This is a genomic window from Paenibacillus sp. B-A-8 (assembly GCF_048572915.1).
In the GTDB taxonomy this organism is placed as follows: domain Bacteria; phylum Bacillota; class Bacilli; order Paenibacillales; family Paenibacillaceae; genus Paenibacillus_AQ.
Genome location: NZ_CP183882.1, coordinates 1,992,013 through 2,005,065 on the forward strand (window position 1 = coordinate 1,992,013; position 13,053 = coordinate 2,005,065).

Sequence of the window (13,053 nt, forward strand, 5' to 3'; positions counted from 1 at the left end):
CTAATAAGGGGGAGGTTTATCACATGAACAAAATGGGCATATTTCAGAGGTTTTGGTGTCTTTTCGTCACAATAGTTCTACTGTTAACTGCTGCAGGTATCATTCCTGAATCAAAGCATCAAGCAGTTGTGGCTAGTGGGACAGGAGACACGTTACAACACACAAGCATGAGCAAAACGCTTTCGAACGAGGTGCAACATACCCAAACTAACTCTGGTTCACTGAGAACCAAAGAACAACAAGTCGTTCTAACGACAGGCCGTGCCACGATATTGTTTAATGAGTCACATGCAAGCTCACCTGTATTACCTGCGACAACAATAAATAAACCAGTATCTACAAAGCCACCACAAAGCACTGTTGCTCCAACTACCAAGGCTCCAGCCACCAAAGCTCCGACTGCCAAAGGAAATGGAGGCACTGGCGCTTCGAAATCACCGAATTCTATTCCTGTAGCTGCACCAGCTCCTGACCAGATTATTACTTCAATGAAAGTGATGGCGACGGGTTATACTGCGGGTTATGAATCTACAGGTAAAACATCTAAACATCCCGAATACGGAATCACCTATTCAGGTGTGAAAGTACGTAGAGATAAGAATACAGTCTCGACTATTGCTGCTGACCCTAAGGTAATCCCGTTAGGGAGTATACTTTATATACCAGGTTATGGATACGGCATTGTTGCTGATACAGGATCTGCCATTAAAGGGCGGAAGATTGATTTGTATTTTGCTACTACGAAACAGGTGTATAAGGAATGGGGTAAAAAATCAGTTGTGGTTCAGCTCATTAAGCGTGGTAACGGAACATGTACGGAAGTCATGCTGAAGAAGCTTACCCAAGCGATTGAGACTTATAATGCTGTACCGCAATCTCTGCTGGAAGAATCCATCTAAATTTAGAATTGTATTTCAATGAATTTGGCGGATTGAACTTATTTTCACTTGGCCATGCATAATAGTGACATCACCTTGCCATAATACGGACTGGGGCAGAGCGTTAGCCTCATCCGAGATGTTCTCTTAGTAAGCATTATCTATGCTGCATAAGGGATAAGGGAGGTGAATTCCGTGGCTAATAATAAAAAATCTAAAGTTCAAGAAAATTACAAAACACCGAATGAAAAATACAATGCTGAGTTTGCTGTTGAGAATGACGGCACTACTAAGCAAAGTGGAAATACTTCTAAACCAGCTCAGAAACCGCAACAATAATGCGCTGCTGATGCAGAAGACTGCTGAATAAAGAGACCGTCCCAGATCAGTTTATAACTGAGGGGCGGTCTTTTTTTTATATATATAGTAGTATATAGAATAATATCCCAAACGTCTCCGTCTAGAGACTGAGTGGAAGTTCCTTCTCTCGCCGCTGTTTATGAGCGCTTTCTTCCTGTAGACTAAGGCTATAAGATTGAAGAAGAGAGCGTTCCACTAATTTAAAGGGGAAATGGAATATGAAAAGAAGGTTCACAAGTCAGATTTTTGGCGGCTTGATCCTGATAGGAATTGGAGCCATGTTTTTACTCAGACAATTGGGTTACACCGATTTCAGCTTAGGCTATGTGATCTCAAATTATTGGCCTGTTATCTTGATCCTAATGGGGATGAAACGGCTTCTGGGAACGGGAGACGAACATTCAAAAGGTGGATCTTCACCAATCGGCGGTTTTTTCTTTCTGGCGATCGGAGTGTTCTTCCTTGGACGGAATTTGGACTGGTTCGATATTTCAGCCGGGGATTTTTTCAAAATGTTCATTCCAATCATGCTGATTGGCGGCGGTCTTTATGTGATTTTTAAACCTAGAGGTTCAGTACCTCCAGTGCCGCCAGCTCCGCCGTCACCGCCAGATTACTTTCCTCCAGGAAAAAGCTCGCTGGATGTGGAGCCGCCAAAGCCGCTGGATTCCACGCTAGATGAGCAATTCGAGCAGAAATTTGGTAAACCTTCTGGTGGGCGAGACTGGAATATTAATCTTCAAAAAGATGAAGAAGAGGATGAGGATGGAGGAGCATTTAAATCCACCGCTGAATCACGTTGGCAAGAGAAGCAGGAGCGTCATGAGCGCAGACGTCAGGAGCGTCATGAGCGGCATGCTAGAAGACATGGGGAATGGCATGAGGAGTTCCATGAGACAGAGAGTAACAACAAGGAGTCAACCAATCGCTCTGCTTTTATCGGGGATGTTCATATGGGTCGCGAGCATTTTCAACTGAAGAACACGAATGTCTCACAGTTTATTGGTGATACTGTACTGGATCTGACGAACGCACAAATTGCTTATGGTGAGACAAAAATTAATATTTCCGCTTTTATTGGTGATATCAAGGTATATATTCCAAATGATATGGACCTTGGGATCTCAGTGAACAGCAGTTCTTTTATCGGCGATATGGAAGTTCTGGATCAGTCCCGCAGTGGATTCATGAGCAGTGTTCAATGCAAAACGCCTTATTATAAAGAAGCGGGCAAAAAAGTTCGTATTAACGTAAGTGCTTTTATAGGTGACATTAAAGTTAAAACGGTGGGTTAGATGGGGACAATATTCAGTAATACCAAATGGTTGTTGTTGTTTTACTTTCTACTCACTGGAGCCGTAAGTGCCGGGTTGATGTATGCAGGCACTTGCCTTGGTTATATCGAGGTTATGGATTATCGAATGTGGCTGTACTTATGTCTTGGGATCGTGTTGTTCACTGTTGTAATCGGTTATATGGCAGGTCAGCGGATTCAGCGCCGGATTGATCATCTGGATCTAAATATGCTGCAGGTAGCAAAAGGAAATCTGTCCGTACGTATGCCAGAGAGTGATGACCAGTCTTTTGCGAGAGTGTACCACGAATTTAATGTCATGATGGATACGGTTGAGAACAAGATGCAGCTTCTGCAGCGATTGGGTGAACAAGAGGTTATTGAGAAGGAACAGGCAGCGGAGAGTGCGGTGTTGGAGGAAAGAAGGCGTATGGCCCGGGATTTGCATGATACGGTGAGCCAACAGCTTTTTGCCATCCATATGTCGGCTTCTTCGCTGCCTAAAGTGCTGAAAGTTAATGAAGCTCAAGGTCAATTGGTAATGGATCAGTTAATTGCAATGTCACAAATGGCACAAAAGCAGATGAGAGCGCTCATTGCGCAGTTACGGCCGGTGGAGCTGGAAGGCAGGAATCTTTTCGAAGCATTGGAAAAATGGTTCCCTGATTATTGCCGCCAGAACGGCTTAAAAGGAATGAAGGAGCTTGAGCTGCAAGGAGAACTGTCTGAAGCAATTGAGCATCAGCTGTTCCTGATTATTCAGGAGGCGATGGCGAATATTGTGAAGCATGCTGAAGCTAGGCTAGTTAGTCTATCGCTGCGTGAAGGGTCAAGACAAGTTGTGCTAAGTATTAGCGATGACGGTCAAGGCTTTGAACATATACAGCAAAAACAGGGATCATACGGTCTTACCACCATGCGCGAACGTGCGGAGAAACTAGGTGGACAAGTGGAGATTATTAGCCGTAAGGGTGCAGGAACGACCATACGTGTACATATCCCTAAGTTTGTGCAAGGGAATTCTGAGTCAGAGGAAAAAAGAGTGCTAGGATCTGATATAGAGGACGAGGAGGAATAGAGCATGAGTGTCATAAGAGTGTTGCTCGTAGATGATCACGATATGGTGCGGATGGGCCTTAAAACATATCTGATGCTGGAGCCGACGTTTGAGGTTATAGGAGAGGCAGCCAATGGACAGGAAGCACTGGAGATGCTGCGTGCCGGTGGACATGAAGGCTTGCCTGATCTCGTGCTAATGGATCTGATGATGCCTGTGATGAATGGTGTGGAGACTACTCGTGCAGTGCTGTCAGAATTTCCTAATCTCAAAATCGTGATCTTGACCAGCTTCCTTGAAGATGATCTCGTCGTGGACGCTATAGAAGCTGGAGCAGTCAGCTATGTGCTAAAAACCGTGTCAGCAGAGGAGCTGATCTACGCTCTGCAAGGCGCATTCCGTGGTATGCCTGTCATGACTGGTGATGTATCGCAAGCGCTGACGCGTGGCATTCGCCAGCGTACTGTGCAAGGTGATTCCTCCGGCTTGACGGAGCGTGAGAAGGAGGTCCTGCTGCTTATTGCTGAGGGCAAGACCAACAAGGATATCGGCGAGGAGCTGCATATCAGCATCAAGACGGTGAAGACGCATGTCAGCAACCTGCTGATGAAATGCGAGCTGGACGACCGTACCCAGTTGGCTATTTATGCTCATCGGAAGGGTTGGGCTCAGGGTTAGGGATTGTTTTTCAAGATGATGTGGGGTAGTTTATGGGGGCTTAAAAGTAAGTTATAGGGAAAACCTCCCTTTAAACTTGAGTTTTACGCTTGTATACAGGATTATAGGGAAATCCTCCGTATAAATTCCTTGTTTTTCTCATAAACAGCTATATTGCTGAGAATTATAGGGAGGTATTCCCTTTAAATCTTGATTTCTTGTGATTTTTGGTTAATTATAGGGAGTTTTTCCCTATAATTGTTGTTTGTTCCTTGTTCTTGGACTTCGTTCATGGACGTCGTTCTAGGGTTTTGTTCTAGGTTGTATGTTGGAAGTTCGGGCCGCGTTGTTTTCCGCGCCCGAGCTTCTTTTTTACTTCCCTGCCTAGGGATTGGGTTCAGAGCGAAAAGTTTACGTCCGCCTTTGAAATCCTGTTCCACCTGCAGGGTCAATTCATAGGAACATGATTTCAACAGCGGTGTAGCCTGAAACCCAGTCCCGACCAACAGCGTGCGCCTTTTGGAACCTAGTCCCCTAATAGCTCCCTTCTGATGCCCAATCCCGTCTATTTGCCTATATCTTTTATCTCCGCTTAAATTGTTTTTAATGTGACCTTAAGGTTTAAAGTACAAAATAAGAAACAAGAAAACAAATTAATCCTTGTCAGGCGACAGGATGCAGGAGGTATATGAACATGGACGATAACAAAAACAACTTTAATCGTGACAATGGACCAGCACCAGATCGGGATTGGGACAATAATAATCATAATAGTAATAATAATCAGTCATCCGAATCCGGATCATCATACTACTATTCTTACGGACCTTTTAAATCTTTGAACAAAGATGAAAGTGATGCAGACGGAAGTGCTCAGCATTACAACCGGATGGAGCCGGAGCGGGTTGAGGTTACACCTCCACAGCCCGTAAAACCACTCCCATACAACAGTTCATTTCGCAGTACAGGCTTTGATGGTAATGGCGGCGGACGAGGTGGAAACGGCGGAGGCGGCTCTGAAGGTGGCGGTGGCTGGCAATATAATAAAAAGCCAAAAAGCTCAGTGAAAACAGTTTTGATTTCCTTCTTAGCAGGTATGGTCGTTCTCTCAGGTTCAATGTTTATGGCAGATCGAGGCAACTGGTTCACAGGGGATGCAGCTTCAACCGTTGCTAGTTCGGAATCGAATGGAACGGCGAAGACGACGAATGAGAGTGCTAGTACTACACCTAATACTACCACTACATCTTTGGTGAAAGGCTCCCGTGATGTGACTGGCGTAGTTGATGCGGTTGGACCAGCAGTCGTCAAGATTGAGACACTAGTAAAATCCAGTTCACGTAATGGAAGTTCATCCAGCCCGAATTTGAGTGATCCGTTTTCTCAATTCTTTTTCGGAGATCAATACGGTGGAAGTGGTTCTTCACAAAATGAGCAGGACTCGAAGTCGGATTCAAGCTCTTCATCGCAGCTCATCCCATATGGAATTGGAACAGGCTTCATTTATGAGAAATCCGGATATATTTTGACGAATCAGCACGTCATTGAGAATGCCGATGTCATCCAAGTTACAGTAGATGGCGTAACTAAACCATACGAAGCAAAATTGCTAGGCTCTAGCAAAGATCTGGATTTGGCAGTATTGAAGATTGAGGGAGATAGTGATTTCCCTACAGTTGCTCTGGGAGATTCAGATAGCTTGAAAGTAGGTTCAGAAGTAGTTGCTATCGGTAACCCACAAGGCTTCGATCATACAGTAACCTCTGGTGTTCTTAGTGCAAAAGGACGCAGCATCGACATTAACGAAGAAGATGGTAGTGGAACTCGCAACTACAAAAACTTGCTGCAAACTGACGCATCTATCAACCCTGGTAACTCCGGTGGTCCGCTGCTCAATATGAATGGACAGGTAATTGGTATGAATGTTGCTGTTAGCACAGATTCCCAAGGTATAGGTTTTGCTATCGCAGTGAATACGATTAAAGAAGTCGTAGATAAACTGGAAGCGAACCAAGCGATTCCTAAAGAACCAGTACCATTCATTGGTGCAACGCTTATGACGATTACAGATGAAGTAGCTAAACAAATGGGCACGGATATTAAAGAAGGCTCTGTAGTTGCAGATATTATCTTTAAATCGCCAGCGTATGCTGCAGACTTGCGCCCTTACGATATCATAACTGGTGCAAATGGAACGAAATATGCTACAAACCAAGATCTGATTGCTTTCATTCAAACGTTAAAAGTCGGTGACAAAGTAACGCTGAATGTTGTGCGCGATGGTAAAAACTTGGATCTTTCCGTCACAATCGGCAACAAAAATGATTTTGATACGACTACTGGGCAAAGTCAGCAGAAATAACACCGGACGGTGAATAACGCGGAAGGGGCAACCCTTCCGTTTTTTGTCTAAACATGGTGCGACTGCTACAATATAAATAAAAAGAAATGAACAATGGGGGCTGCTTGATGCGACCGAATATTCTAATTATTGATGATGATGAAAAAATTATTTCCATGCTGCGCCGAGGGCTAGCCTTTGAAGGTTACGATGTAAAGACTGCGGTGAATGGAGCGGATGGATTACGAGCGATTCTGAGCAGTGATCCGGATGTGGTGATTCTGGATGTTATGATGCCTCAGGTAGACGGATTTGAAGTTTGCCGTCGTTTGCGAGAAGGGGGCAGTAATGTGCCTGTTCTAATGCTTACGGCGAAGGATGAAATTGAGCACCGTGTGAAGGGGCTTGATCTGGGTGCGGACGATTATTTAGTAAAACCATTTGCACTGGAAGAATTACTTGCCCGGGTACGTGCGCTACTTCGGCGTAAGAGTGAGCAAAGCGGAGGCAGTGAGCAAGCGGTTACTTATGAGGATATTACACTTGATGTAGATTCACGCGAGGTCACACGTGCAGGTAAGAGACTGGAGCTTACGGCGAAGGAATTCGAACTGTTGCATTTGTTTATGCAGAATCCGAAACGTGTGCTTTCGCGGGATCTGATCATGGATAAAATATGGGGTTATGATTACAGCGGTGAATCTAATGTACTTGAGGTATACATAGCTATGCTACGCCAAAAAACGGAGGAGCATGGCGGTAAACGCCTCATTCAAACGATCCGGGGTGCCGGTTACATTCTAAGAGGTGACAACTAACATGTCTATAAGATTGCGGCTGACTGCTTGGTATTCAGGGATTTTGGCCGTTATGCTGCTGGCCTTATCAGCCGCAATTTACGGCTTTGTCTATTTTAATACGTATGGTGACTTGAAGGATCGTCTAAGATTGCAAGCTGAGCAAACGAAACCTTTATTTAGTTACGATGTCTTCAACGGAGAGTTGAAGCTCGGTGGAGTGAGACGTCCTGAAAACTCCAACATGTATACACAGATTTATACTTATGGAAGCAAAAGCCTGTCGCAATCAACGAACATGATTAACTTTGGCTTACAGTTTGATTATCCTCCTCAAGATAAAGCTGTAAAAGGTTTTCGTAACGTAGTTGTAGACGGTAATCAGTTTTTGATTTACGAGATGCCTATCGAACTAGAGCATTATAATAATAATCCAGTGGCAGTATTACAAGTCGCTGCCTATGTGAGCGAGCAGAATAAGCTATTGGAGCGTTTGAAAAATATATTGCTTGTCGGGTCTTTTGCTACCTTGATTGCGGCATTTACCTTTGGATTATTCCTGGCCCGTAAAGCGATGAGTCCGATTGGAAAAGTTATTGAGGCTACAAACGGGATTCAGACGGGGAATGACCTAAGCTCCCGTATTGAATATGATGGACCTCCAGATGAAATAGGTCGCCTAATTGAGACCGTCAATAACATGCTTGGGCGTATGGAAGGATTCTACACTGAGTTAGAGGATTCGTATGCGGCACAGCGACGATTTGTTTCCGATGCATCACATGAGCTGCGGACGCCGCTGACAACCATTCGCGGGAATATTGATCTGCTGCAAAAAGTATGGGAGATGGAGCCGGGTGAAGGGAAGATGAGCGAGGCTGAAATTCGCCAGCTCTCGATGGAATCGGTGAAGGATATCGCGGACGAGTCTAAACGTATGAGCCGGCTGGTATCTGATATGCTCTCACTTGCGCGCGCTGATACAGGGCGAACCTTCGAGATAGAACCGGTGGCACTGGAACCAATGATGACGGAGATAGCGCGTCGGGCGTCATTTCTACCTCGTCAAGCGGAGTGGGTTACAGGGGATATGTCCGTCTTAAATGGTAAGTATGTTGTGGGTAATAAAGATTATTTGCAACAAATGTTGTTTATTTTTATTGATAATGCTTTTAAATACACACCTTCCGGTGAGGTGAGTTTAGATACGATTTTCTATCAGAATCAGGTTGGTATTCGAATCACCGATACGGGGATAGGTATGGATAAAGATGAGGTTCCATATATTTTCGACCGTTTCTATCGTGCAGATGAATCACGTGGAATTACGGAAGGAATTGGGCTTGGCTTATCTATTGCTAAATGGATTATTGACGAACATGGTGGGTCTGTGGAAGTTGTTACGCGCCAAGGCGAAGGAACTACTTTTGTGATCTGGTTGCCGCTTCTCTTTGCTCCGCCGCTGGAATAGGGTATAATTTAAAGTGTGCCCTATTACAGAAGTCAACGAAAGCAGAAAGTTGGTGAAGTCATGGAAGTCATTAAAATTTCTCCCCGGGGATACTGTTACGGAGTAGTCGATGCTATGGTAATGGCACGGCAGGCTGCGCAAAATCTCGATCTTCCCCGGCCGATTTATATACTGGGCATGATTGTTCATAATAGTCATGTCACGAATTCGTTTGAGGACGACGGCATTATTACCTTGGACGGTCATAACCGTCTGGATATTCTCGATAAAGTAGATAGTGGAACCGTTATATTCACTGCTCACGGAGTTTCTCCTGAGGTACGCAAGATGGCTAGGGATAAAGGATTGACTACTGTTGATGCTACTTGTCCTGATGTGACCAAGACACATGATCTCATTCAGGAGAAGGTCGATGATGGCTATGAGGTTATTTATATCGGCAAGAAAGGCCATCCGGAACCGGAAGGTGCTGTTGGCATTGCGCCAGAACATGTGCATTTAATTGAAAAAGAAGATGAGATTGCAACTCTGTCCATCCCTTCTTCACGGATTGTAATTACGAATCAGACCACTATGAGCCAGTGGGACATTAAAAATATTATGAAAAAGCTTCTAGAGACCTTCCCAGGTGCCGAAGTGCATAATGAGATATGTATGGCTACTCAGGTGCGTCAAGAGGCTGTAGCCGAGCAGGCGGGCCAATGTGATCTAGTGATTGTCGTTGGCGATCCACGAAGCAACAACTCTAATCGTCTGGCACAGGTGTCGGAAGAGATCGCAGGTGTTCCGGCCCATCGGATTTCTGATATCTCTGAACTAAACACAGAGTGGCTAAAGGGTGTAAATATTGTTGGGGTTACTTCGGGCGCATCTACACCGACACCAATTACCAAAGAAGTTATTAATTATTTGGATCAGTACGATTCCGAGAATCCCGAGACATGGGAGATCAAACGTACAGTGAATATGGCGAAGCTACTTCCTCCAGTTAAGAATAAGAGCGCAAGTACTACTTAATGCGTTAGCGAACTTATATATTTGTGCTTGAAGAAGCGCTTAATCTCGTCTATCGGGGTTGAGCGTTTTTCTTTATAGAAAAAACGGTTTCATCTTCTAAATCAGGAAATAGGATTGACGATAATGGATTTTTGGGGTAAAATCGCTTTATCGGTTAAAAGCATAAAAGCTTAAAAGCTTAAAAGCGAACACGCGTCGTAGTGCGAGTGTATTCAGCGGAATTATTATAAATTTTAAGTGCAGAGAGGAAGTTATAAAATGATCGTCATTACATCCAATCAAACGCCAGAAGAGCAGGTTAAAGATATTATCGCAGTGATCGAAAGAGAGGGCTTGCAGGTACATCTCTCCAAAGGTGCAGATCATACGGTTATCGGATTAGTAGGAAGTGTTACGCCTAAGCTTGCAGAGCATTTGCGGCAAATGAAGGGTGTGGAGAACGTCGTGAAGATCTCCAAGTCCTATAAGCTGGCTAGCCGTGATTTCCATCCAGAGGATACCATCATCGATATCAAGGGTGTGAAGATTGGCGGAGAGAATCTGGTGATTATGGGCGGTCCTTGTGCCGTGGAGTCTCCAGAGCAGATTGATGAGATTGCCCGTCTAGTTAAAGCTTCAGGTGCGCAGGTACTGCGTGGAGGCGCGTTTAAGCCCCGTACAGGTCCATACAGCTTCCAGGGTGTTGGTGTAGAAGGTTTGACTATGATGGCTGAAGCAGGAAAGCGTCATGGCCTGTTGACCATTACAGAGGTAATGACACCAGAGTATGTGGATATTTGTGCAGAACATGCGGATATTCTCCAGGTGGGTACACGAAACATGCAGAACTTTGATTTGCTGCGTAAGCTTGGTACTTGTGGAAGACCTGTCCTTCTGAAACGCGGCTTCAGTGCAACCTATGATGAATTGCTCAATGCTGCAGAGTACATTTTGGCAGGTGGAAATAAGGATGTAATGCTCTGTGAGCGCGGTATTCGTACGTTTGAGACTTACACTCGCAATACACTGGATCTATCGGCTATACCGGTTCTACAAAGCTTGAGTCATCTTCCGGTAATTTCTGACCCGAGTCACGGCACTGGACGACGTGAATTAGTTGAGCCTATGGCTAAAGCTTCTGTTGCTGCGGGTGCAAATGGTCTAATTATCGAAATGCACACAGATCCGGACAATTCCATGACAGGTGATGGTGTTCAATCGTTATTCCCTGAACAGTTCGATAATCTACTTAAGGATCTGGAAAAGCTTGCTCCGATCGTTGGACGTAAGTTTTCAACTTCGCCAGAAACCGTTTCGGCACTATAATTTTTAATTATATTACTACCTTTGAAGTCCTACAAACCGCGGTATAGCGGGATAGTAGGGCTTCTTTGCTGTTGGATAAGTTAAAGATGGTATGAATTTAAGCGAAAATAACGGATTTCACGAAAGCGTCAGAATATCTTACATAGTTGCAAGAAATACCTGACATAAGCATTGACGATGTTAGGTATGAGATTTATAATGACGACAGCAAATAAAAATAAAACAAGAACATTTGCATACTGTGAGGGGCTTAATGTTCGGAACTTGGGGGAGGAAAAATTCATGTCGGTTGAAAAAGTGTTGCAAACAATTAAAGAAAACAATATCGAGTGGGTAGATTTTCGATTCGTAGATTTAGGTGGCCGTGCTCACCACATTTCTCTGCCTGCTTCTGAAGTGGAAGATGAAACTTTTGTAAATGGGGTAGCATTCGACGGTTCTTCCATCAAAGGATTCCGTGGTATTGAAGAATCAGACATGGTAATGATGCCTGATCCGAACAGTGTGTTCATTGATCCGTTTACAGCTCATCCAACGCTGAACGTAATGTGCGACATTTTCACTCCTGATGGCGAACGCTATGAGCGCGATCCTCGCGGTATTGCTGTGAAAGCAGAAGAATTCCTTCAAAAGAGCGGAGTTGGTACATCAGCATTCTTCGCACCTGAGTCTGAATTCTTTATCTTTGACGATGTTCGTTATGAGAGTGGTATGAACAGCTCTTCATTCTTCGTAGACTCTGAAGAAGCGGCTTGGAACACGGGTCGTAAAGAAGAGGGCGGCAACATGGCATTTAAAGTTGGCGTTAAAGGTGGATATGTACCTGTAGCACCTGTGGATTCCCAACAGGATATTCGCAGTGAAATGTGCCGTTTGCTTGCTGAAACTGGATTGCGCATTGAGCGTCATCACCATGAAGTGGCAACTGCAGGCCAAGCGGAAATCAACTTCCGTTTTGATACCTTGAAGAAAACTGCTGATAATCTCATGACTTATAAATATATTGTGCAAAACACTGCACGTCAGTACGGTAAGGTAGCGACTTTCATGCCAAAACCACTGTTTGGTGATAATGGTAGCGGAATGCACGTGCATCAATCGATCTTTGATGGAGACACTCCTTTGTTCTACGAAAAAGGCGCTTATGCTAACTTGAGCGAAATGGCTCTTCACTATATCGGCGGTATTTTGTACCATGCACCAGCTTTGATCGCTTTGACTAACCCAAGCACCAACTCGTTTAAACGTTTGGTTCCTGGCTATGAAGCACCGGTTAACTTGGTATACTCCAAGGGAAATCGTTCTGCTGCAGTTCGTATCCCGGTAGCAGCTGTGACACCAAAAGGCTGTCGTATCGAGTTCCGTACACCGGATTCCACGGCTAACCCTTACTTGGCATTCTCGGCAATGCTGATGGCAGGTCTGGACGGAATCAAGAACAAGATCAACCCACAAGAACTGGGTTACGGTCCTTTGGATAAGAACATCTACGAATTGTCTGATGCAGACAAAGAAAAGATCCGCAGCGTTCCAGGTAGCCTGGGCGAAGCGCTTGATTCCTTGGAAGCTGATTATGAGTTCCTAACTGAAGGTGACGTATTTACTAAGGACTTCATTGATAACTATATTGCTCTGAAACGTTCCGAAGCTCAAGAGGTTGCAATTCGTGTTCATCCACATGAATATTCTCTGTACTTCGATCTATAAGATTTCTTAAGTGATAAAGCATCAACAAAAAGATGTTCCTGAGCCATTTACTTGGCTGTTGGAACATCTTTTTTTGTTGTTTTAGATATATAGGATTACAAGTAAACGAGGACATTATTGGCCATTGACATGGCTTTAGATGTCCTCGTTTTTTTGCCTGTATAGTCCA

General features: G+C 44.4%; 11 protein-coding genes. All 11 read left to right on the forward strand.

Annotation, left to right across the window (positions count from 1 at the left end; translation table 11 throughout):
• The first annotated feature begins 191 nt into the window (after positions 1 to 191).
• The 11 genes from ACN6MV_RS08730 (at position 192) to glnA (ending at position 12,884) form a co-directional block, all read left to right on the forward strand.
• A complete protein-coding gene (locus tag ACN6MV_RS08730) occupies positions 192 to 899 on the forward strand; it encodes a 3D domain-containing protein (protein WP_375105372.1) in 708 nt (235 codons plus the stop codon).
• A 174-nt stretch (positions 900 to 1,073) separates the two neighbouring features.
• On the forward strand, positions 1,074 to 1,217 hold the full coding sequence (locus ACN6MV_RS08735; protein ID WP_156114753.1) for a hypothetical protein: 144 nt from the start codon (positions 1,074 to 1,076) through the stop codon (positions 1,215 to 1,217).
• Positions 1,218 to 1,456: 239 nt separating this feature from the next.
• On the forward strand, positions 1,457 to 2,533 hold the full coding sequence (gene liaF / locus ACN6MV_RS08740) for a cell wall-active antibiotics response protein LiaF (protein WP_042125652.1): 1,077 nt from the start codon (positions 1,457 to 1,459) through the stop codon (positions 2,531 to 2,533).
• Positions 2,534 to 3,610: a HAMP domain-containing sensor histidine kinase gene (locus ACN6MV_RS08745; RefSeq protein ID WP_042125653.1), complete on the forward strand. Its 1,077-nt coding sequence runs from the start codon at positions 2,534 to 2,536 to the stop codon at positions 3,608 to 3,610.
• 3 nt (positions 3,611 to 3,613) lie between these two features.
• Positions 3,614 to 4,267 (forward strand): response regulator, encoded by a 654-nt coding sequence (locus ACN6MV_RS08750; protein ID WP_042125654.1) that lies wholly within the window; start codon positions 3,614 to 3,616, stop codon positions 4,265 to 4,267.
• 673 nt (positions 4,268 to 4,940) lie between these two features.
• A complete protein-coding gene (locus ACN6MV_RS08755; protein ID WP_042125656.1) occupies positions 4,941 to 6,608 on the forward strand; it encodes a S1C family serine protease in 1,668 nt (555 codons plus the stop codon).
• A 107-nt stretch (positions 6,609 to 6,715) separates the two neighbouring features.
• A complete protein-coding gene (locus tag ACN6MV_RS08760; protein ID WP_042125657.1) occupies positions 6,716 to 7,405 on the forward strand; it encodes a response regulator transcription factor in 690 nt (229 codons plus the stop codon).
• Position 7,406: 1 nt separating this feature from the next.
• Positions 7,407 to 8,855 (forward strand): sensor histidine kinase, encoded by a 1,449-nt coding sequence (locus ACN6MV_RS08765; protein WP_042125658.1) that lies wholly within the window; start codon positions 7,407 to 7,409, stop codon positions 8,853 to 8,855.
• 60 nt (positions 8,856 to 8,915) lie between these two features.
• On the forward strand, positions 8,916 to 9,872 hold the full coding sequence (locus ACN6MV_RS08770; RefSeq protein ID WP_419886155.1) for a 4-hydroxy-3-methylbut-2-enyl diphosphate reductase: 957 nt from the start codon (positions 8,916 to 8,918) through the stop codon (positions 9,870 to 9,872).
• A gap of 258 nt (positions 9,873 to 10,130) precedes the next feature.
• On the forward strand, positions 10,131 to 11,177 hold the full coding sequence (gene aroF / locus ACN6MV_RS08775) for a 3-deoxy-7-phosphoheptulonate synthase (RefSeq protein ID WP_076119233.1): 1,047 nt from the start codon (positions 10,131 to 10,133) through the stop codon (positions 11,175 to 11,177).
• 282 nt (positions 11,178 to 11,459) lie between these two features.
• The gene (gene glnA / locus ACN6MV_RS08780) at positions 11,460 to 12,884 is read left to right on the forward strand and encodes a type I glutamate--ammonia ligase (RefSeq protein WP_042125664.1); all 1,425 of its coding nucleotides are present in this window, start codon (positions 11,460 to 11,462) and stop codon (positions 12,882 to 12,884) included.
• Positions 12,885 to 13,053: the final 169 nt, after the last annotated feature.

Coding starts and splice junctions, on each gene's coding strand:
- liaF (WP_042125652.1), top strand. CDS start 1,457: ATGAAAAGAAGGTTCACAAGTCAGATTTTTGGCGGCTTGATCCTGATA.
- ACN6MV_RS08745 (WP_042125653.1), top strand. CDS start 2,534: ATGGGGACAATATTCAGTAATACCAAATGGTTGTTGTTGTTTTACTTT.
- ACN6MV_RS08750 (WP_042125654.1), top strand. CDS start 3,614: ATGAGTGTCATAAGAGTGTTGCTCGTAGATGATCACGATATGGTGCGG.
- ACN6MV_RS08755 (WP_042125656.1), top strand. CDS start 4,941: ATGGACGATAACAAAAACAACTTTAATCGTGACAATGGACCAGCACCA.
- ACN6MV_RS08760 (WP_042125657.1), top strand. CDS start 6,716: ATGCGACCGAATATTCTAATTATTGATGATGATGAAAAAATTATTTCC.
- ACN6MV_RS08765 (WP_042125658.1), top strand. CDS start 7,407: ATGTCTATAAGATTGCGGCTGACTGCTTGGTATTCAGGGATTTTGGCC.
- ACN6MV_RS08770 (WP_419886155.1), top strand. CDS start 8,916: ATGGAAGTCATTAAAATTTCTCCCCGGGGATACTGTTACGGAGTAGTC.
- aroF (WP_076119233.1), top strand. CDS start 10,131: ATGATCGTCATTACATCCAATCAAACGCCAGAAGAGCAGGTTAAAGAT.
- glnA (WP_042125664.1), top strand. CDS start 11,460: ATGTCGGTTGAAAAAGTGTTGCAAACAATTAAAGAAAACAATATCGAG.